Source organism: Arenibacter nanhaiticus (genome assembly GCF_900141935.1).
Taxonomy (GTDB): domain Bacteria; phylum Bacteroidota; class Bacteroidia; order Flavobacteriales; family Flavobacteriaceae; genus Arenibacter; species Arenibacter nanhaiticus.
Genome location: NZ_FQYX01000011.1, coordinates 67,265 through 88,851 on the forward strand (window position 1 = coordinate 67,265; position 21,587 = coordinate 88,851).

General features: G+C 40.7%; 15 protein-coding genes. 14 read left to right on the forward strand and 1 reads right to left on the reverse strand.

The window, feature by feature from the left end:
* The first annotated feature begins 42 nt into the window (after positions 1 to 42).
* A complete protein-coding gene (infB, locus tag BUA16_RS08720) occupies positions 43 to 3,042 on the forward strand; it encodes a translation initiation factor IF-2 (protein WP_072764366.1) in 3,000 nt (999 codons plus the stop codon).
* Positions 3,043 to 3,085: 43 nt separating this feature from the next.
* Here the strand turns inward: infB and BUA16_RS08725 are convergent, their stop codons facing one another.
* Entirely contained in the window at positions 3,086 to 3,457 is a 372-nt protein-coding gene (locus tag BUA16_RS08725; protein ID WP_072764367.1) for an SPOR domain-containing protein, read from the reverse strand.
* 231 nt (positions 3,458 to 3,688) lie between these two features.
* Between BUA16_RS08725 and BUA16_RS08730 the strand changes: the two genes are divergently transcribed.
* The 13 genes from BUA16_RS08730 to BUA16_RS08790 all read left to right on the forward strand — a co-directional run bounded on the left by BUA16_RS08730 (position 3,689) and on the right by BUA16_RS08790 (position 21,552).
* Entirely contained in the window at positions 3,689 to 5,038 is a 1,350-nt protein-coding gene (locus BUA16_RS08730; protein ID WP_072764368.1) for a c-type cytochrome, read from the forward strand.
* Positions 5,039 to 5,073: 35 nt separating this feature from the next.
* Positions 5,074 to 8,163: a TAT-variant-translocated molybdopterin oxidoreductase gene (locus BUA16_RS08735; RefSeq protein ID WP_072764369.1), complete on the forward strand. Its 3,090-nt coding sequence runs from the start codon at positions 5,074 to 5,076 to the stop codon at positions 8,161 to 8,163.
* A gap of 35 nt (positions 8,164 to 8,198) precedes the next feature.
* Positions 8,199 to 9,926, forward strand: a complete 1,728-nt coding sequence (nrfD, locus tag BUA16_RS08740; RefSeq protein ID WP_072764370.1) for an NrfD/PsrC family molybdoenzyme membrane anchor subunit — start codon at positions 8,199 to 8,201, stop codon at positions 9,924 to 9,926.
* A 2-nt stretch (positions 9,927 to 9,928) separates the two neighbouring features.
* Positions 9,929 to 10,450 (forward strand): DUF3341 domain-containing protein, encoded by a 522-nt coding sequence (locus BUA16_RS08745; protein ID WP_072764371.1) that lies wholly within the window; start codon positions 9,929 to 9,931, stop codon positions 10,448 to 10,450.
* Positions 10,451 to 10,461: 11 nt separating this feature from the next.
* Positions 10,462 to 11,022, forward strand: coding sequence for a c-type cytochrome (locus tag BUA16_RS08750; protein ID WP_072764372.1), 561 nt, complete (start codon positions 10,462 to 10,464; stop codon positions 11,020 to 11,022).
* Between the two features lie 18 nt (positions 11,023 to 11,040).
* Positions 11,041 to 12,357: a quinol:cytochrome C oxidoreductase gene (locus BUA16_RS08755; protein WP_072764373.1), complete on the forward strand. Its 1,317-nt coding sequence runs from the start codon at positions 11,041 to 11,043 to the stop codon at positions 12,355 to 12,357.
* 31 nt (positions 12,358 to 12,388) lie between these two features.
* A complete protein-coding gene (locus BUA16_RS08760) occupies positions 12,389 to 13,447 on the forward strand; it encodes a cytochrome c oxidase subunit II (RefSeq protein WP_072764374.1) in 1,059 nt (352 codons plus the stop codon).
* 48 nt (positions 13,448 to 13,495) lie between these two features.
* A complete protein-coding gene (locus BUA16_RS08765) occupies positions 13,496 to 15,316 on the forward strand; it encodes a cytochrome c oxidase subunit I (protein WP_072764375.1) in 1,821 nt (606 codons plus the stop codon).
* Between the two features lie 213 nt (positions 15,317 to 15,529).
* Entirely contained in the window at positions 15,530 to 16,354 is an 825-nt protein-coding gene (locus BUA16_RS08770; RefSeq protein WP_072764376.1) for a GIN domain-containing protein, read from the forward strand.
* Positions 16,355 to 16,465: 111 nt separating this feature from the next.
* Positions 16,466 to 17,488: a Holliday junction branch migration DNA helicase RuvB gene (gene ruvB, locus BUA16_RS08775; protein ID WP_072764377.1), complete on the forward strand. Its 1,023-nt coding sequence runs from the start codon at positions 16,466 to 16,468 to the stop codon at positions 17,486 to 17,488.
* A 211-nt stretch (positions 17,489 to 17,699) separates the two neighbouring features.
* Positions 17,700 to 17,981 (forward strand): hypothetical protein, encoded by a 282-nt coding sequence (locus tag BUA16_RS08780; RefSeq protein WP_072764378.1) that lies wholly within the window; start codon positions 17,700 to 17,702, stop codon positions 17,979 to 17,981.
* Positions 17,982 to 18,168: 187 nt separating this feature from the next.
* Positions 18,169 to 19,089 (forward strand): tRNA epoxyqueuosine(34) reductase QueG, encoded by a 921-nt coding sequence (queG, locus tag BUA16_RS08785; RefSeq protein ID WP_072764408.1) that lies wholly within the window; start codon positions 18,169 to 18,171, stop codon positions 19,087 to 19,089.
* Positions 19,090 to 19,254: 165 nt separating this feature from the next.
* The gene (locus BUA16_RS08790) at positions 19,255 to 21,552 is read left to right on the forward strand and encodes an NADP-dependent malic enzyme (RefSeq protein ID WP_072764379.1); all 2,298 of its coding nucleotides are present in this window, start codon (positions 19,255 to 19,257) and stop codon (positions 21,550 to 21,552) included.
* Positions 21,553 to 21,587 lie beyond the last annotated feature (35 nt).

Sequence of the window (21,587 nt, forward strand, 5' to 3'; positions counted from 1 at the left end):
TATATATTAGCAGTAAATTACAAGAATAGGAATTATTTATTTATGGCAGATAATGCAACGATAAGGCTTAATAAAGTCCTAAGAGAACTGAATATTTCATTGGACCGGGCGGTAGACTATCTCGGGTCCAAAGGGCATGACATAGAAGCAAGGCCTACTACTAAAATATCCAATGAGGTATACCAAGTTCTTTTGGACGGGTTCCAAACGGACATGAGCAAGAAAGTTGCGTCCAAAGAAGTTGGTGAAGAGAAGAGGAAGGAGAAGGAGGCTATAAGATTGCAGTTGGAGCAAGAGCAAGAAGAGAAAAAACTCGCAAGAGAAAAGCGTGCTAAGGAAGGGATTGTGAAAGCAAGAGTAGAGCTAGCCGGACCTAAAACGGTCGGGAAAATAGATCTGGACCAACCTAAGAAGGCCGCAACTCCAGTCGCTCCAAAGGAAGAAGAAAAAACAGTGAAAGAGCCCGAAACAGCTCCGGAAGTAACTGTTGGGAAAGCTTCTGAACCTGTAGTCGAAAAGACCGTAGACAAAGTGGATGCTCCGGTAGAAAAAGAAGAAGTGGCGCCCAAAGTGGAGGCTGCAGCTCCTGAATCTCAAAAGGCAGAGCCGGTAAAACCAGCTCCTGTAAAAGAGGAGTCGGTGAAAGAGGAACCTGTGAAAGCGGCGCCGGTGAAAGCTGAGCCTAAAAAGACAGGGCCCGTGAAAAAAGAGGAAGTGAAAGATGTTCCTGTAGTAAAGGAAACTGAGAAGAAGACCGACGAGGTTAAGCAGGCGCCAGTGAAGGAGGTAACAGAGAAAAAAGAAGCCGAGAAGGTGGAGACAGACAAAAAAGAAGCTATTGTTGGTGAAGACGGACGCGCTATAGAGACCGAAGTGATTACCACGAAATACCAGAAACTTTCTGGGCCGAAAATTATGGGGGCCAAAATTGACCTTACACAGTTTGAGAAACCTAAGAAAAAGAAGGAAGTAGCGAAGGCAGGGGATGCTGCCGATAAAAAGAAAAGAAGGAAACGAATTGTTACCAAGCCAGGAGCGGGAGGCGATGCTAATAAACCAGCAGCAGCTAGACCAAGAGGGCCGGTAGTAAGACGTGCGCCAGGACAGCGTTTTACTCCTGCCGCAAAGGTAGAGCCTACTGAAGAAGATGTTCAAAAGCAGGTAAGAGAAACCTTGGAGAAGCTTCAAGGGAAATCTAAAAAGGGTAAAGGCGCCAAGTATAGAAGAGATAAGAGAGATCAGCACCGTCAGCAGACTGAAAAAGATCTTGAAAAACAAGAGTTGGAAAGCAAGATCTTGAAAGTTACGGAGTTTGTTACGGCAAGCGAAGTGGCAACGATGATGGATGTGCCAACGACGAAGATTATTTCGGCCTGTATGTCTTTGGGTATCATGGTGACCATGAACCAACGATTGGATGCTGAAACCCTGTCTATTGTAGCTGATGAATTTGGGTATGAAGTAGAATTTGTTACAGCAGACCTAGAAGAAAGTATTGTAGAAGAGCCGGATGCAGAAGAAGATTTAGTGGCTAGAGCTCCTATTGTAACGGTGATGGGACACGTAGATCACGGTAAGACTTCTTTGCTGGATTATATTAGAAAAGAAAATGTTATTGCAGGTGAGAGTGGTGGGATTACCCAGCATATCGGAGCTTATGGTGTAACCTTGGAGGGTGGACAGAAAATTTCCTTCTTGGATACCCCGGGTCACGAAGCCTTTACGGTGATGCGTGCTCGTGGGGCTCAAGTAACGGATATTGCTATTATTGTAGTGGCAGCGGATGATGCTATCATGCCCCAGACTAAAGAGGCTATTAGTCACGCCCAAGCAGCGGGAGTGCCTATCATCTTTGCTATTAACAAAATAGATAAACCTCATGCTAACCCAGATAAGATTAAAGAAGGATTGGCGCAGATGAACCTATTGGTAGAAGATTGGGGTGGGAAAGTTCAATCTCACGATATTTCGGCCAAAATTGGTACGGGGGTTAAAGAGTTGTTGGAAAAGGTGCTTCTAGAGGCTGAGCTTCTAGAGTTGAAGGCTAATCCAAAGAAATTGGCTTCGGGTACTGTGGTTGAGGCTTTCTTGGATAAAGGTAGAGGATATGTTTCTACTATTCTTGTTCAGGCAGGTACTCTAAAAGTCGGAGACTATGTCTTGGCGGGTACTTGTAGTGGTAAAGTGAAAGCTATGCACGATGAGCGTGGGAAAATCGTAAAAGAGGCAGGTCCATCTAGGCCGGTATCCATATTAGGTTTGGACGGAGCGCCACAGGCGGGTGATAAGTTTAATGTGCTCTTGGATGAAAGAGAAGCGAAACAAATCGCAACCAAGCGTTCTCAGTTATTGCGTGAGCAATCTGTAAGAACACAACGTCATATAACCTTGGATGAGATCGGAAGACGTATCGCATTGGGTGACTTTAAAGAGTTGAACATAATCCTGAAAGGAGATGTGGATGGTTCTGTTGAAGCATTGACCGATTCTTTCCAGAAATTGTCTACAGCAGAGATTCAAGTAAACATCATTCATAAAGCAGTAGGTCCTATTACAGAGTCCGATGTTCTCTTGGCTTCGGCTTCAGATGCAGTTATCATAGGGTTTAACGTAAGGCCTATGGGGAATGCAAGAATGTTGGCAGATAAAGAAGAGATAGATATCAGAATGTATTCAATTATATACGATGCTATCAATGATCTTAAGGATGCTATGGAAGGAATGTTGTCTCCAGAGATGAAAGAAGAGATTACAGGAACTGCGGAAATTCGTGAGACCTTTAAGATTTCTAAAGTTGGAACAATTGCCGGTTGTATGGTAACTACAGGGAAGATCTATAGGAATTCTAATATTAGATTGATTAGAGATGGTGTGGTTATCTATACCGGAGAGCTATCATCGCTTAAGAGATTTAAAGATGATGTTAAAGAAGTGGCTAAAGGCTACGATTGTGGACTGCAGGTGAAAAACTATAACGATATTAGAGAATTGGATATCGTGGAAGCATTCCAAGAAGTTGAAGTGAAGAAGAAGTTGAAATAAATGACTTCTTCCTGAAAATGGAATTAAGACAAAAAAAAACGACCTATTTGGTCGTTTTTTTTGGTTTTAGCAACATCGCTTCTGGGTATTTTTTTCGCACATCCATAAGGGTGCGTTCCCCTTCTAGCTTTGTTTTAAATTTCCCTAAGCGCACTCGATAGCTGGGGTATTCGAAATCTATTGTTGCCGGTAGCGTAGGGTAGTCCTTGTCTATATTCGTTTTAAGGGCCTGTGCTTGTTGGTCGGTTCCAAAACCTACTTGTATGCGGTAATGGCTACTGGTTTCGTTAACGCTTTTGTAATGCGCTAACAAGCTGTTAATCTTTTGATCTTGTTGAATATTGACTTTGGCTTGTTGTGCTGTGCAAAAAGTTGCAGAGGCGAGTATAAAAGTAAGTAAAGAGGCAGTTTTCATAGCGTGATAATCTTTCTGTTTTAGCTTTGTGCAAATGTAAAATATTAAGAATCAATCAATATATTTTAATGTTATTTAGAACAGTTATAAATTATACATTATAGATCCCTTAACATTTCCCAAATAAAGTGTATTGTGTATTTTTGCCATCAATTTGGGCGTGGTTTAGAAAGGGTGTATTATTTACATACGAAAAAATCATGCCAAAAGTCCGACAGAAATATTTTTAATATGAAAAAGGTTCCATACCGCAATCTAATTTCTAGAATTTTAGGTGTCAGTTTGGTAGTTGTACTACTGCTTTCCAATTCGCTTCATGCAAAAGAAACTGCTGTTCTTCAGGAGTCGTCTGCTGTGTCGTCCGGGGAGGGCGATCCTGTAAAGGGGAAGCAATTATTTAATCAGAATTGTGCTGCGTGTCACTCTCTAACAAAGAAAATGACCGGTCCGCCCTTAGCTGGGGTGACAGAGAAGCACGATAGGGAATGGTTGTATTCGTGGATTAAGAATAGTTCAGCTATGATTAAGGCTGGTGATGCAGCAGCTGTAAAGATTTACAATGAGTATAATCAGGCGGCGATGACTGCCTTTCCAACCTTGTCTGATCAGGAGTTGGAGGATATTTTGGCGTATACCGATGCGCCTCCGGTGGCTCCTAAGCCTGTTGTTAGCGCAGAAGCCGGTGCTGGTGCGGGGCAAGTTCAATCATCCGGGATTTCCAATGAATTGATTCTTGGTGCCTTGGTGTTGGTTTTTGGTTTGTTGGTGGTGATGTTGTTTTTGGTAAATTCTACATTGAGACGTATTGCCGAGGCTAATGGGGTGTTGTTGGAAAAAGAAGCTGCTAAAAAAGGTACTCCGATTTGGAAAGCTTTTGCCAAGAATCAGTTTTTGGTAATTGTCTTTGTGATCTTTCTTTTATTGAATGGTGCTTACTTCGCTTATGGGTGGATGATGCAGGTAGGGGTAGATCAGGGCTATGCTCCTATTCAGCCGATACATTATTCGCATAAGATCCATGCCGGAGATAATAATATTGAGTGTAAGTACTGTCACTCTTCTGCTAGGGTTTCTAAAACCTCTGGAATTCCGTCATTGAATGTTTGTATGAACTGTCATAAGTCTATTGATGAGTATAAGGGGAATCCGGAAGGGCCTAGTGCAGAGGATTTGGCTAATGGGTATACAAATGAATTCTATACAAAAGAAATTCAGAAGTTGTATGATGCTGTTGGTTGGGATAAAGACAATCAGAGGTATACGGGTGAGACGAAACCGGTAGAATGGGTGAGAGTGCATAATCTTCCTGATTTTGCTTACTTTAACCACTCTCAGCACGTTTCTGTAGCGGGTATAGAGTGTCAGACTTGTCACGGTCCCGTTGAGGAAATGGAAGTGATGTATCAATATGCTCCTTTAACTATGGGATGGTGTATTAATTGTCACCGTGAAACAGATGTGAAAGTAGAGGGGAATGCTTATTATGAGAAAATTCATGAAGAGCTTTCTAAGAAATACGGTGTAGAGAAACTTACAGCTGCTCAAATGGGTGGATTGGAATGTGGTAAATGTCACTATTAATCAAATTAACTAGAAGATAATTTTAGATATATCATATGTCATCAAACAAAAAGTATTGGAAAAGCGAGGCGGAGTTAAATCCTAACGATTCCATTGTTGAGACGCTAAGACAGAATGAGTTTATTCAAGAGATTCCAACAGGTGAATTCTTGGAGGATAAGCAAACGTTGGCGGCTAGCTCTACTAATAGAAGGGATTTTCTTAAGTATGTTGGGTTTAGTACGGCTGCAGCTTCCTTAGCTGCTTGTGAAGGGCCGGTTACAAAATCTATTCCTTATGTAGTTAAACCGGATAATATTGTGCCTGGGGTGGCAAACTTTTATGCTACCACCATTGCCAATGGTTTTGACTTTGCTAGTATTTTGGTAAAGACTAGAGAGGGAAGGCCGATTAAAATAGAAAACAATACGGATGCCAAGGTTGCAGGCGGTGCAAATGCACGTGTCCAGGCTTCGGTACTGTCATTGTACGATAGCAATCGTTTGCAAGGGCCTTTGTTTAATGGAGAGGCGGTTTCTTGGGAAGAAATGGATTCGGCTGTAAAAGCTAAATTAGCATCTCTTAAAGGAGGGGCTCAGAAGATTGCTGTTTTGACGCAAACCTATGCGAGTCCTTCTACTTCTAGGTTGATTGCAGAGTTTAAAGAGGTCTATGGGAATGTGGATCATGTAACATATGATACTATTTCTGAAGATGCTGCGCTTTCTGCTTTTGAATCAAAATACGGCGAAAGAGCTTTGGCTGATTATGATTTCGAAAAAGCAGAATTGATTGTTTCTTTCGGTGCTGATTTCTTAGGAGATTGGCAAGGTGGAGGTTATGATAGTGGTTATTCAAAGGGACGTGTTCCGAAGAACGGTAAAATGTCGAGGCATGTGCAGTTCGAGGCAAATATGTCCTTGACTGGTGCGAATGCTGATAAGCGTGTGCCGTTAAAACCTTCTGAGCAAAAGCTTGCTTTGGCTTATTTCTATGGGAAATTAAGTGGAACTTCAGTTTCTGTTGGTCTTTCTGATAATGTGAAAGCTGCTGTCGATGCTGTGGTTGCTCAGGTATTGAAAAATAAATCCAATACGGTAGTAGTTACTGGTATTGATGATATAAACGCTCAGGCAATAGTCTTGGCGATAAATGAATTCTTGGGAAGTAAGGCTTTTGATGCTGCTGCTCCTAAGTATGTAAGACAGGGAAGTGTTAAGGCTGTTAATGCTTTAATAGCTGATATGAAAGCCGGTAAAGTTGGAGCCTTGTTGATAGATGGTGTGAATCCGGTTTACTCTTTGGCAAACGCTGCCGATTTTGTGGCAGGATTGGAGAAAGTGGCGCTTTCAGTAGCTTTTTCTACAACCCGTACGGAAACTACGGAAGTGGTTCAGTATGTAGGTGCTGCGAATCACTATTTGGAGTCTTGGGGTGATGCTCAGCTGAAAAAAGGATTCTATAGTTTGGCACAGCCTACTATTAAAGAATTGTTCGATTCTAGGCAGTTTCAAACTTCTTTGTTGAACTGGATTGGAAGTGATAAAACGTACTACAGCTATATAAAAGAGACTTGGTCTGCGGGAATACTTGGAGAAAGTGACTGGAACCAAGCTTTGCACGATGGTGTATTCACTACAACTGCAGCAGCTGTCGTAGAAGCAAGTGAAGAAGCTGAAGCTCCGGTTGATTTATCTGCTGCTCTAAGGAGGTTGTCTGCATCTGCTAATGAAGGAATGGAATTGATTCTTTATCCTAAAGTTGGTATGGGGGATGGGCAACAAGCCAATAACCCATGGTTGCAAGAATTTCCGGATCCTATTACAAGAGTGTCTTGGGATAACTACCTTACTGTTTCCAAAGCCGATGCTGAGCGTTTAGGTTTGGTTAATGAGAATGTGGCTGATGGTGGTTTAAACGGTAGCTATGTAAATCTTACGGTAGACGGTGTTGTCTTGAATAATGTTCCTGTTATCATTCAGCCAGGTCAGGCTAACGGTTCTGTTGGTTTATCATTTGGTTATGGTAAGAAAGCAGGAATGCAGGCAGAAATGCAGACAGGGGTAAATGCTTATACTTTGTACAAAGATTTCTCTAACGTACAATCCGTAAGCATCGAGAAAACCCAAGGAATGCATGAGTTTGCCTGTGTGCAGTTGCATAAGACTTTAATGGGTAGGGGAGATATTATAAAAGAAACTACTCTAGAGATATTTAATACGAAGGATTCGCGCGAATGGAATGTTGTTCCTGTGGTTTCTTTAGACCACCAAACGGTAGATGCTAGTTCTGTGGATTTATGGGGTAGTTTTGATCGTTCTATTGGGCATCATTTTAACTTGTCTATAGATCTAAATGCATGTACGGGTTGTGGCGCATGTGTTATAGCGTGTCACGCGGAAAATAATGTACCGGTAGTTGGGAAAGAAGAGGTTAGGAAGTCTAGGGATATGCACTGGTTGCGTATTGATAGATACTACTCTTCCGAAGAAACTTTTGAAGGGGATAACATTAAGAAAGAAGAATTCGATGGCTTGTTCGGGGATAAAGGTTCCTTGGGTGGATTTGGTCAAATGGAGGACCCTTCTGCAAACCCTCAGGTGGCTTTCCAGCCTGTAATGTGTCAGCACTGTAACCATGCTCCTTGTGAGACTGTTTGTCCTGTTGCTGCTACGTCACACGGACGTCAAGGACAAAACCATATGGCGTACAACAGATGTGTGGGTACAAGATATTGTGCAAACAACTGTCCTTATAAAGTAAGACGTTTTAACTGGTTCTTATACAACAACAATGACGAGTTCGATTACCATATGAACAATGACCTAGGGAAGATGGTTATCAACCCAGATGTTACTGTTCGTTCTAGAGGGGTAATGGAAAAATGTTCTATGTGTATCCAGAAAACTCAGAAGACTATTTTAGATGCTAAACGCGATGGTCGTTTGGTTGAGGATGGTGAGTTCCAAACAGCGTGCTCTGCGGCATGTAGCAACGGAGCAATGACGTTTGGGGATATTAACGACAAGGAAAGTAAAATAGCAGCATTAAAGGAAAGTGACCGTATGTACCATTTATTGGAGCATGTCGGAACTAAACCAAATGTTTTTTATCACGTAAAAGTGAGAAATACAAACGAAGCTTAATCAATTTATACAGGAACGTAACTATTAATTATATTATGGCGTCGCATTACGAAGCACCTATACGAAAACCCCTAGTTCTTGGAGATAAAGGATACCACGATGTAACTGTGGATATCGCAGCTCCAGTAGAAGGGAAAGCCAATAAGCATTGGTGGATTGTATTTTCCATCGCATTAGCGGCATTCCTTTGGGGTGTTGGTTGTATAATCTATACGGTATCTACGGGTATCGGTACATGGGGATTAAATAAAACAGTAGGCTGGGCCTGGGATATTACCAACTTCGTTTGGTGGGTAGGTATCGGGCACGCAGGAACCTTGATTTCTGCAGTACTATTGTTATTTAGACAAAAATGGAGAATGGCTATTAACCGTTCTGCTGAAGCAATGACCATCTTCTCGGTGGTGCAGGCAGGACTGTTCCCAATTGTACACATGGGGCGTCCATGGTTGGCATATTGGGTATTGCCTATACCAAACCAATTTGGTTCCCTATGGGTGAACTTTAACTCTCCCTTGCTGTGGGATGTATTTGCGATCTCAACCTATCTTTCAGTTTCCTTGGTGTTCTGGTGGACTGGTTTGTTACCAGATTTCGCAATGATCCGTGATAGGGCAGTAAAGCCGTTCCAAAAGAAAATATATAGTTTAATTAGTTTTGGTTGGACAGGACGTGCTAAGGATTGGCAACGTTTTGAGGAAGTTTCCTTGGTACTGGCAGGATTGGCAACGCCATTGGTGCTTTCGGTACATACCATTGTATCTTTTGACTTTGCTACTTCGGTAATCCCAGGATGGCATACCACTATTTTTCCTCCATACTTCGTTGCGGGAGCTATTTTCTCTGGATTTGCAATGGTGAACACCTTGCTTATCATTATGAGAAAGGTTTGTCACCTAGAGGCTTATATTACTGTTCAGCATATTGAATTGATGAATATCGTAATCATGTTAACAGGCTCTATTGTAGGTTGTGCCTACATTACGGAATTGTTCGTAGCATGGTATTCTGGAGTTGAATATGAGCAGTATGCTTTCTTAAACAGAGCAACGGGGCCTTACTGGTGGGCTTATTGGGCCATGATGACCTGTAACGTGTTCTCGCCACAGTTTATGTGGTTTAAAAGGCTTAGAACAAGCATCATGTTCTCTTTCTTTATCTCTATTGTGGTAAACATAGGAATGTGGTTTGAGCGTTTCGTTATTATCGTTACTTCATTGCACAGAGATTACTTGCCATCTTCATGGACGATGTTCTCTCCAACTTTTGTAGATATAGGGATATTTATCGGAACAATTGGATTCTTCTTTGTATTGTTCTTATTATATGCTAGAACCTTCCCTGTGATTGCACAGGCGGAAGTCAAATCTATCTTGAAATCTTCAGGAGAGAAGTATAAAAAATTAAGGGATGCTGGGAAACCAACTTATACGATCACTAAAACAACTGTGGTAAAGGAGGGAATCGTTAGCGAAACTGCTTTGTCTACCGAAAAAAATCAACAGAAATTAGCGGTACTTTTAGACGCGATTGGAAAATTCGACCCGTCAACAGGAGCACCAGACAATTTACAAGAGGTGAAAGGTATTGGTCCATTGATGGAGAAAGCTCTAAATCAGATGGGGGTGTTTACTTTTGCTCAGCTAAGTAAAATGACCCAAAAGGAATATGATTTATTAGATTCCATTACAGAGTCTTTCCCTGGAAGGGCCCTTAGAGATGATTGGGCAGGTCAAGCAACGATTTTAAACAATAAGAAATAATTATGGCGTCTAAAGTTATACATGCATTTTACGATGATGACGATGTGTTAATGCTTGCGGTTAAAAAAGTAAAAGCAGCTAAACATCATATAGAGGAAGTTTATTGTCCTTTTCCAGTTCATGGTTTAGACAAGGCAATGGGATTGGCTCCGACAAGATTGGCAATTACATCTTTTTTATACGGATGTGTTGGACTTACGGTAGCGGTAGTCATGATGAATTATATAATGATCGAGGACTGGCCACAGGATATTGGTGGAAAGCCAAGTTTTAGCTACTTGGAGAATATGCCGGCTTTTGTGCCTATTATGTTTGAGTTGACGGTTTTCTTTGCCGCTCACTTAATGGTAATTACCTTCTTTTTAAGAAGTAGGTTGTGGCCTTTCAAAGAGGCTGAGAACCCAGACGTAAGAACAACCGATGACCATTTCTTGATGGAAATAGAAATCCATAACAACGAACAAGAATTAAAAGACTTGTTGATGGATACTGGAGCGGTAGAAATTAATATTACAGAAAAGTAGTCAAAGATATTATGAGCAGTTTAAGCAAAATAGGAATCGTTTTATGTTCGGTATTATTCGTTGTTTCTTGTTCCGATAAAAATAACAGAAACTACCAGTTCATGCCAAACATGTACGAATCTGTAGGTTACGAAGCCTATCAGAAAGTAGACTTTTTACCTAATGGAATGGAAGCAAGTCTTCCTGCAGAACACACCATCGCAAGAGGGTGGATGCCTTATGGGATAGAAAATACTATTGAAGGTAAGGAAATAGCACGGGAGAATCCGAGTCCATTAGATGCTTCAAAAAACGAAGAGAATTTAAAAGTTGGTAAGGAAATGTACGATATCTACTGTGGAATTTGTCACGGAGATAAAGGAGATGGACAGGGGAACTTGGTAAAAAGAGAGAAGATTTTGGGGATTCCTTCCTATGCAGATCCTGCGAGAAATATCACTGTAGGATCTACCTATCATGCCATTTACTACGGATTGAACTCAATGGGTTCTTATGCCAGTCAATTGGATATCGAAGAACGTTGGCAGGTTGCTGAATACGTGATGAAATTGAAACAAGATTTAACAAAATAAGACCTAGATATTAGCAATATGTATACTTTTTCAAATAGATTAAAAATTGCCTCCTTCATTCTAATGGCTGTTGGCGTTTTAGGAATTGGTATCGGTTTTATGGCTGCGCCAAGTACTGTAGAAGAGGCAAAGGCAATAGTGGCCGCTCAGGGTGATGGTCATGGTGATGCCCACGCTGTGGTAGCCGAAGGCCATGGTGCCGATGCTCAGCATGGCGAAGCGCACGATGCTTCCCATGACGAACATTTATTGCATCAATTGCAAAATAAACCGTGGTCGGCGCTGTATGTGGCTGCCTTCTTCTTTATGATGATATCATTGGGAGTGCTGGCATTCTACGCCATCCAACGCGCTGCACAAGCAGGTTGGTCGCCCTTATTGTTTAGGGTCATGGAAGGAATCACGGCTTATTTGGTTCCTGGTGGAATAGCAGTATTTATAATATTGGCTTTATCGGTAGCTCATATGAACCACTTGTTCGTATGGATGGATGCCGATGTAGTGGCGAACGATAAGTTGTTATTAGGAAAAGCAGGGTACTTAAATGGTCCCTTCTTCTTAATAAGAGCTGCTATTTTCTTAGGAGGATGGATGTTGTATAGAGAGTATTCTAGAAAATTATCATTGGCACAAGATGAATCCAATGATGATGCTAATTTTAAGTTGAACTTTAGAATATCAGCGGCGTTTTTAGTATTTTATCTGATCACAGAATCGATCATGTCTTGGGACTGGATCATGAGTGTAGACCCGCACTGGTTTAGTACCTTGTTCGGATGGTATATCTTTGCTTCAATGTTCGTCTCAGGGATTACGGTGATAGCACTGGTGACCATCTACCTGAAATCTAAAGGATATTTGCCTGATGTAAATGATAGTCATATTCACGATTTGGCCAAATTCATGTTCGGGATAAGTATTTTCTGGACCTACTTATGGTTCTCACAGTTTATGCTGATTTGGTATTCCAATATTCCTGAAGAGGTAACGTATTTTGTATCGAGAATAGCCGATTATAAATTGCCGTTCTTTGGTATGGTTGCCTTAAACTTTTTGTTCCCATTGTTACTGTTAATGAACAGTGAGTTTAAAAGGGTAAACTGGTTTGTAGTTATGACTGGGGTGGTTATTTTATTTGGCCATTACTTGGATATTTATACCGCTATTATGCCTGCAACTGTTGGAGACCAATGGTCTATCGGGATACCAGAAATTAGTTCTGTATTGTTCTTTTTGGGGATGTTTATATTTTTCGTCTTCAGAGCCTTGTCTAAAGCGCCATTACAACCAAAACGTAATCCGTTTATAGAAGAGAGTAAGCATTTTCACTATTAGTAAATATTAAAGTATAATTTCATATCATACGATGACTCCATTATTAACCATAATTGTTTTAATTTTAGTTGCAATCGCTATCTGGCAAATGACCAAGATATTCGAATTGTCACAAATTAAAACCGACAATTCGCAAATAGCAAACGATAAGGATAATAAATACAATGGGTATTTAATGTTCGGTTTTTTAATCTTCATTTACGCTTTGACTATTTTCAGCTTTTGGAAATATTCAAAGGTACTTTTACCTGAGGCGGCTTCAGAGCACGGAGAGGAGTACGATTCATTGATGTTGGTTTCTTTTATCATTATTTTCTTTGTGCAAACCTTAACACAAGGATTATTGCACTACTTTGCCTTTAAATACCGAGGAGAGAAGGGTAGAAAAGCCTTGTTCTTTGCAGATAATGATCGCTTAGAGTTTATCTGGACCATTATTCCTGTAATTGTATTGTCTGGTTTAATTCTTTGGGGATTGTATGCATGGACTAATATTATGGATATTAATGATGAGGACGATCCAATTACGATTGAATTGTACGCACAGCAATTTAGCTGGACAGCGAGGTATGCAGGAGATGATAACGTTTTAGGGGATGCCAATGTAAGGATGATCGATATTGATAATGCCAATATCCTAGGAATAGATATGGCCGATCCTAATGCCGCGGATGATGTCATCGTGAGAGAAATACACTTGCCGGTAGGACGTAAGGTGAATTTTAAAATGCGATCTCAAGATGTGCTGCACTCTGCCTATATGCCTCATTTTAGAGCACAGATGAACTGTGTTCCCGGGATGATAACCCAGTTTTCATTTACTCCTACCATTACTACTGCCGAGATGAGACAAAAACCCGATGTAGTTGACAAGGTAAAAGGGATTAATAAACAAAGAGCTGAAAGAGCAGCAAAGGGTGAAGATAATACAGATCCCTGGGAATTTGACTATATTTTGTTATGTAACAAAATCTGTGGAAAATCCCACTATAACATGCAGATGAAAATTATTGTAGAAACCGAAGAGGAGTACAATAAATGGATGGCCGAGCAGAAAAGCTTTGGAGAAAGCATGGCTTCTGTACAATAATTTACGCTTTAACTAAGAACAATAATTTAAAACAATAAAAATACAACTATGTCTGTAACAGCACACGCACACGTAGAGGACCATTCTGATGATCACGGACATCATCACAAAGAAACCTTTGTGACCAAGTATATTTTTAGTGAAGATCACAAAATGATTTCTAAGCAGTATTTGGTTACTGGATTGATCATGGGCTTCATAGGGATTGCGATGTCGATATTATTTAGAATGCAATTGGCATGGCCAGGGGAAGCTTTTCCTTTGTTCGAGGCAGTATTGGGTAAATGGGCTCCAGGTGGAGTAATGGATGCCGATGTTTATCTTGCTTTGGTAACGATTCACGGTACCATTATGGTATTCTTTGTATTGACAGCCGGATTAAGTGGTACCTTTAGTAACCTGTTGATTCCATTGCAAATTGGTGCTAGGGATATGGCTTCCGGGTTTATGAACATGGTATCTTACTGGTTATTCTTTTTAGCTAGTGTTATCATTGTAATTTCCCTTTTCGTCGAATCTGGGCCTGCCGCGGCAGGATGGACAGTATATCCTCCATTAAGTGCCTTGCCAATGGCACAGCCTGGATCTGGTTTGGGTATGACTTTGTGGTTGGTGGCCATGGCCATTTTTATCGCATCTTCTTTGTTGGGGTCTCTAAACTATATCGTAACCGTTATCAACTTAAGAACCAAGGGTATGTCTATGACTAGATTGCCTTTGACTATTTGGGCATTGTTTGTTACCGCTATTATTGGGGTTATTTCTTTCCCTGTATTGTTCGCTGCTGCCTTGTTGTTGATCATGGATAGAAGTTTTGGTACTTCGTTCTTCCTCTCGGATATCTTTATACAAGGAGAGGTATTGCATTACCAAGGAGGATCTCCTGTTTTGTACGAACACCTTTTCTGGTTCCTAGGACACCCTGAAGTATATATTGTTATCTTACCAGCGATGGGTATTGTATCTGAAATTATGGCCGTAAATGCTCGTAAACCAATCTTTGGTTATAGAGCGATGATCGCTTCTATTTTGGCTATCGCATTCTTGTCGACAATTGTTTGGGGACACCATATGTTTATTTCTGGAATGAACCCATTCCTAGGATCGGTATTTACCTTTACAACTTTGTTGATTGCTATTCCATCTGCAGTAAAAGCCTTTAACTGGATTACTACATTATGGAAGGGTAACCTTCAGTTGAACCCTGCAATGTTATTCTCTATCGGAATGGTTTCTACCTTTATTTCTGGTGGTTTAACAGGAATTATTTTAGGTGATAGTACTTTGGATATTAATGTTCACGATACCTACTTTGTCGTAGCTCACTTCCACTTGGTAATGGGTATATCTGCTATCTATGGATTCTTTGCTGGTGTGTACCACTGGTTCCCTAAGATGTATGGTAGAATGATGAATAAGAATTTGGGGTATGTACATTTTTGGATCACCGCTATTTGTTCTTACGGGGTATTTTTCCCAATGCACTTTGTTGGAATGGCAGGTGTACCACGTAGATACTACGAAAACACGGCATTCCCAATGTTCGACGATTTAGCCGATGTTCAAATATTAATGACCGTATTTGCTATTATTGCGGCCTTGGTTCAATTGGTTTTCTGTTATAACTTTATAAAGAGTATGTTCTATGGTAAGAAAGCAGAGCAGAACCCATGGCAAGCAACTAGCTTGGAATGGACTACACCAGTAGAACACATACACGGAAACTGGCCTGGTGCTATTCCTGAAGTTCACCGTTGGGCGTATGATTACAGTAAAACCCATGAAAATGGGGAGTATATTATACCAGGACAAGATTATGTTCCACAAACGATACCTTTACAAAAAGATGAAGAGGAATTGCAACATTAAGCGACCTCATAATATATAGAAAAAAAAGTCCATCCAAAAGATGGACTTTTTTTGTATCTTCAAAGTAGCTATTCTTCCATAGAAGTGAGGAAAAACATGTGATTGAATAGGATAGTGTGAACGTTCCGGGCTAATTGCCCTTATAACAATGGCCAAAGCTTTCTATGTCTTTGGCAATACTGAGGTGCTAATTCTCTCTAAAATCATACTATTATGAAAAACTTCCTGCTACTTTGCATTCTTTGCTTTTACTGTATGTCCTATGCGCAAAGGAAACCTAAAATAAAAGGGAATAGAGTTGTTACGGAAGTCGTAGAATCCTTGCCCGCCTTCACTGCACTAAGGTTGGAAGACAATTTGGATATTGTTCTTCAAAAAGGATCCAGTACAGGCTATAATATTACTGCCGATGAGAATTTAATTGGTGTTCTAAAGCTTGAAGTCATCGCGGATACCTTGGCTATTAGTTCTTTTTATAAGATTACTTCCAGTAAAAAACTGAATATTGTAATCGATTTTGTAAATCTAAACGCCATTGCCCTTTACGATGGGAAACTCGAAATAAAGGATCATTTTACTACAGATCATTTAATGGTGAATACTTATGGTAATTCCAAATTGGAATTGAATGCCAGTGCCCAACAAGTAGATATCAATATGAAGGATCGCAGTTGGGGCAATTATAATATTGTTAGCGATTCTTTGTACCTCTTTATGGATGATAAAAGTGATTTAAAGTTATTCACTTCCAACAAGAGCCAGTATATTACGTTAAAAAATAATTCCAAGGCGGATATAGGAGGTACGGTAGACAGTTGTCATCTTCAGTTAACTGAAAGCGCTAGTTTAAAAGCATCGGAATCACAGGCTACTACCGTAGTAGCAAATGTATCGGGAACTACTACAGCGAAGATAAATGCCGCTACGACCATACACCTTTCTTCCAGGGATGATGCAAAAACCTATATATACGGGGATGCTACTATGACCCTCAAAGATTTTTTAGGCACTTCAGAACTCTACAAACGTAACAATTAAGGCGTATTAAGAGCATTCTTAGCTATTTTATGCTGCTTCTACATTCCATATGGCTTGCATTCCTAGATTCTGCTTAAAAGTATCCTTAAATTAAATTATCTTTGTTTTTGTATGAACGAAAACCTAGATCCTACTACGGGAAATTATTCGGCAGAAGAGCTGGACATCGATAGAGCTTTGAGACCTGTATCCTTTGATGACTTTACGGGTCAAGAACAGGTATTGGAAAATTTAAAGGTATTTGTAGAAGCTGCGAACTTAAGGAACGAAGCCTTGGACCACACCTTGTTTCATGGCCCTCCAGGACTTGGTAAAACCACCTTGGCAAATATCTTGGCCAATGAGTTGGGGGTAGGTATTAAAATTACCTCTGGGCCTGTATTGGATAAACCAGGGGATTTAGCCGGACTCTTGACTAATTTACAAGAGAGGGACGTATTGTTCATTGATGAGATTCATCGATTAAGTCCAATTGTAGAAGAGTACTTGTATTCGGCAATGGAAGACTATAAGATTGATATTATGATCGAGTCTGGTCCCAATGCGCGTTCGGTACAGATAAACCTAAACCCCTTTACCCTAATTGGGGCTACCACCCGTTCTGGATTGTTGACATCTCCGATGCGGGCCCGTTTTGGCATCCAAAGTAGGTTACAATATTACTCTACAGAACTATTGGCCACGATCGTCGAGCGTAGTGCAGAGATATTAAAAGTACCTATTACCATAGACGCAGCTATAGAAATTGCTGGTAGGAGCCGGGGAACACCAAGAATTTGTAATGCCCTACTGAGAAGGGTCCGAGATTTTGCCCAGATTAAAGGCAATGGAAAGATCGATATTGAAATGGCCAGGTATAGTTTGAAGGCATTGAATGTTGATGCCCATGGCCTAGATGAAATGGATAATAAGATTTTAAGTACCATTATCGATAAGTTTAAAGGAGGGCCGGTTGGGATAACTACTTTGGCCACCGCAGTCTCCGAAAGTGCCGAAACCCTGGAAGAGGTGTACGAACCTTTTTTAATCCAAGAAGGCTTTATCATGCGTACCCCAAGGGGTAGAGAGGTAACCGATTTGGCATATAAACATTTGGGAAGGATTAAAGGGGGCACTCAAGCTGGTTTATTTTAAAAGAACTAAGTGCTAACTGTAGGCTATGGCAAGTCAGCCAATATCGTTACGCAAAAGTATGGCGTTGTGGTCTTATAAAATTATGGTTATGCAGCACCCTCGCAAAACCGTGGTGCTGCCGGCCAATTTTAAAATCCACCTATTGATGCATAGTTCTATTTCTAGATTTTAACAACAGTACATTACCCAATTGAGCATAGCTTATTGTTACTTGATTCTCGCGTTAGGGACCGCGGCGGCATCCCCGCAGCAGGGCAAGGGGTATAGCCAAGTGCCCGACCGACGAAGGAATATTTTAAAAGCTTTTGAATATTATCAAGATATTAGGTTGCCTGGCAATTTAATAGGTGATATTCATAGGGAATATCCAGGATGGATACCGGATAATTCCAGATATATTGTGTCTTATGGCAGCAATAAGGAAGTGAAAAAAGTGTATAAACTTTGGTTGGCCAAGGATGATAGCCGTAAAAAATTGAAATTATCCCTGTAGAAAACCAAGAAGGCATATTTTAAGACTCCGTTTAAGTTTATGGCAACGGAGTCTTTAATTTGACAAGGAAGCAGTAGTGGTTATTCTAGATAACCAAAAGAGATTTGTACCTTAGCCATGAAATAGATTGCCTCCCTTATACGCCATAGTGCAGAAAGAATGTAAAGAAGTTAAAGCGATAGGACCCATGACAGCCCATCAAAAGAATACAGAACTCATAAAAACCGAAGCTAAACGCCTCGGTTTTTTGTCTTGCGGTATTTCGAAAGCCGAATTTTTGGAAGAAGAGGCCCCGCGTTTAGAAAAATGGCTCAACAATAACATGAACGGTGAAATGCAGTACATGGAGAACCATTTTGACAAGCGTTTAGATCCTACTAAACTGGTAGAAGGATCAAAATCTGTCGTCTCGTTGTTGCTCAATTATTATCCCGAGGAAAAACAGGTCGATGGCACTTATAAAATTTCCAAATATGCTTATGGCCAAGATTACCATCATGTCATAAAAACGAAATTGCGACAGTTGCAAGAATTTATTTCCGAGGAAATTGGCGCGGTAGATGGCAGGGCTTTTGTAGACTCTGCCCCGGTATTGGATAAGGCATGGGCAGCTAAAAGCGGCCTGGGGTGGATAGGGAAACACAGTAATCTGATCACCCAAAAGGTAGGTTCTTTCTATTTTATTGCAGAGCTGATCCTGGATTTGGAATTGGAGTACGATGCTCCGGTAACCGATCATTGTGGTTCCTGTACAGCATGTTTGGATGCCTGTCCCACCCAAGCTATTGTTGCACCCTATGTGGTAGACGGCAGTAAATGTATTTCCTATTTTACCATTGAGTTAAAAAATGAGATTCCTTCAGGTTTTCAGGGGAAATTTGACGATTGGATGTTTGGTTGTGATGTATGCCAGGATGTGTGCCCATGGAACCGTTTTTCCAAGCCGCATAGCGAACCGCTTTTTCAACCAAATCCAGAACTGCTGTCCATGACAAAAAAGGATTGGGAAGAAATTACCGAGGACGTTTTTAGAAAGGTCTTTCAAAAATCTCCTGTAAAAAGAACTAAGTTTTCTGGCCTAGAGCGAAATATTAAATTCCTGAAATAATTTTTTTATATTTCATGGTCCTGCTGTAGCCATAAGTTGACTATGGTGCTATTTTAGGAATAATTAATTTATAGGGCTTCTTTTTGGACCCAATTTGCATTAACTTCGATATTCTTATGAAATGCGAAGAATACGTTTAAATTTGTTATACAAAACCATAACTATATGAGTAAGGAAAAGACCAGACGGGAAGCATTGGTATATCATGCCAAGCCTCAACCGGGTAAAATTAAAATTGTTCCGACAAAACCATACGCTACTCAAAGAGATTTAGGGCTTGCTTACTCCCCTGGGGTAGCAGAACCTTGCTTAGAAATAGCCAAGGACAAGGATAATGTGTATAAATATACGGCCAAAGGAAATATTGTTGCCGTTATTTCTAACGGTACCGCCGTATTGGGACTTGGAAATATTGGTCCCGAGGCATCTAAGCCTGTCATGGAAGGGAAATGTCTTTTGTTCAAGATTTTTGCCGATATAGATGGTATAGATATAGAATTGGACACTACAGATGTTGATAAGTTTGTAGAAACCGTAAAAGCAATAGCACCTACTTTTGGTGGTATTAACCTAGAAGATATTAAGGCTCCCGAGGCCTTTGAGATCGAAAGACGTTTGAAAGAAGAATTGGATATTCCTGTGATGCACGATGATCAGCACGGAACTGCTATCATTTCTGCCGCGGCACTTTTAAATGCCTTGGAACTTTCCGAGAAAAAGATCGAAGAGGTCCGTATTGTAATCAGTGGCGCTGGAGCGGCAGCCGTTTCTTGTACCAGATTGTACAAGGCTTTTGGTGCCTTGGGTGAAAATATTGTCATGTTAGACAGTAAGGGCGTTATCCGTTCCGATAGAGAGTCCCTATCTGTGGAAAAACAAGAATTTGCATCGGATAGGAAAATAGACACCTTGGAGGAAGCCATGGTCGATGCCGATGTGTTTATTGGGCTCTCTGTTCAAGATATTGTTACTCCAGAAATGTTATTGTCCATGGCCGATAATCCAATTGTATTTGCGATGGCCAATCCAAACCCTGAAATCGACTATAATTTAGCCATTGCAACCAGGAAGGATATAATTATGGCCACCGGAAGATCGGACCATCCTAACCAAGTAAACAATGTTTTAGGTTTTCCTTTTATTTTTAGAGGAGCTTTGGATGTTAGAGCGACAAAAATAAACGAAGCCATGAAAATGGCGGCGGTAAAAGCTTTGGCGGATTTAGCAAAAGAATTGGTGCCCGAACAAGTGAATATCGCCTACGGGCAAACAAGGCTGGCTTTTGGAAAGGAATATATAATTCCCAAACCTTTTGACCCTAGACTTATTACCGAAGTTCCGCCAGCAGTAGCAAAGGCCGCCATAGAAAGTGGTGTGGCTAAAATGCCGATAACCGATTGGGAAAAATATAGGGAAGAACTTTTACAGCGTTCAGGAAACGATAATAAAGTGGTGCGATTGCTGCACGATAGGGCTAAAACAAATCCTAAGAGAGTAGTTTTTGCAGAAGCCGATCAATTAGATGTTCTTAAAGCAGCCCAGATAGTATACGAAGAAGGTATTGCAGAGCCAATTTTATTGGGGAATAAGGAGATTATTACCGAATTGAAAAATGAACTGGAATTTGATGCCGATATTCAAATCATAGATCCACATGGCGAAGAAACACTAGCGAAACGTAACCACTATGCCGAAAAGTTTTTCCAAAACAGACAGCGTAAAGGAGTTAGTTTGTACGGGGCAAGAATTAAAATGAGAGAACGCAATTATTTTGGTTCCATGATGGTGTTAGAAGGCGATGCCGACGGGATGATTTCTGGTTACTCCAGGGCCTATCCTACAGTGGTAAAACCGGTGTTCGAGGTTATAGGAAGGTCTTCCAAGGTTAAAAAGGTGTCCACGGTAAATATCATGATTACCGAAAGAGGCCCCCTGTTCCTGGCAGATACCTCTATTAACATAGACCCAAATGCCGAAGAACTTGCCGAAATTGCAAAAATGACCTCTCGAGTGGTCGCTACTTTTGGCTTTAATCCGGTAATGGCTATGTTGTCCTATGCTAATTTCGGGTCTTCTTCCCATGCCGATGCGACCAAAGTTAAGGACGCGGTGAAAATGTTGCACCAAGAAAATCCAGAATTGGTGGTCGATGGAGAAATCCAGATAGATTTTGCGCTGAATAAGGAACTGCATCAGAGTAAATTCCCTTTCTCCAAAATAGCAGGAAAAAATGTGAATGCCCTTATTTTTCCAAACTTGGAATCTGCCAATATTACCTATAAACTTCTAAAAGAATTGAATAAGTCCGATTCTATTGGGCCAATTATGGTAGGCTTAAGAAGACCAGTTCACATCCTTCAATTGGGGGCAAGTGTGGCCGAAATGGTTAATATGACCGCCGTAGTAGTTTGCGATGCTCAGGAAAGAGAAAAAAGGAAAGAGGCCAAAGCAAACGAAAAATAAGAACTGATTTTTTTAAATTAGATGGTTTCTATTGT

Excerpts from the sequence above, each read along its gene's own strand:
- BUA16_RS08745 (WP_072764371.1), top strand. The coding sequence starts at position 9,929 with ATGGCGTCTAAAGTTATACATGCATTTTACGATGATGACGATGTGTTA.
- BUA16_RS08750 (WP_072764372.1), top strand. The coding sequence starts at position 10,462 with ATGAGCAGTTTAAGCAAAATAGGAATCGTTTTATGTTCGGTATTATTC.
- queG (WP_072764408.1), top strand. The coding sequence starts at position 18,169 with ATGACAGCCCATCAAAAGAATACAGAACTCATAAAAACCGAAGCTAAA.
- BUA16_RS08730 (WP_072764368.1), top strand. The coding sequence starts at position 3,689 with ATGAAAAAGGTTCCATACCGCAATCTAATTTCTAGAATTTTAGGTGTC.
- BUA16_RS08755 (WP_072764373.1), top strand. The coding sequence starts at position 11,041 with ATGTATACTTTTTCAAATAGATTAAAAATTGCCTCCTTCATTCTAATG.
- BUA16_RS08765 (WP_072764375.1), top strand. The coding sequence starts at position 13,496 with ATGTCTGTAACAGCACACGCACACGTAGAGGACCATTCTGATGATCAC.
- BUA16_RS08735 (WP_072764369.1), top strand. The coding sequence starts at position 5,074 with ATGTCATCAAACAAAAAGTATTGGAAAAGCGAGGCGGAGTTAAATCCT.
- nrfD (WP_072764370.1), top strand. The coding sequence starts at position 8,199 with ATGGCGTCGCATTACGAAGCACCTATACGAAAACCCCTAGTTCTTGGA.
- infB (WP_072764366.1), top strand. The coding sequence starts at position 43 with ATGGCAGATAATGCAACGATAAGGCTTAATAAAGTCCTAAGAGAACTG.
- BUA16_RS08760 (WP_072764374.1), top strand. The coding sequence starts at position 12,389 with ATGACTCCATTATTAACCATAATTGTTTTAATTTTAGTTGCAATCGCT.
- BUA16_RS08790 (WP_072764379.1), top strand. The coding sequence starts at position 19,255 with ATGAGTAAGGAAAAGACCAGACGGGAAGCATTGGTATATCATGCCAAG.
- BUA16_RS08770 (WP_072764376.1), top strand. The coding sequence starts at position 15,530 with ATGAAAAACTTCCTGCTACTTTGCATTCTTTGCTTTTACTGTATGTCC.
- ruvB (WP_072764377.1), top strand. The coding sequence starts at position 16,466 with ATGAACGAAAACCTAGATCCTACTACGGGAAATTATTCGGCAGAAGAG.
- BUA16_RS08725 (WP_072764367.1), bottom strand. The coding sequence starts at position 3,457 with ATGAAAACTGCCTCTTTACTTACTTTTATACTCGCCTCTGCAACTTTT.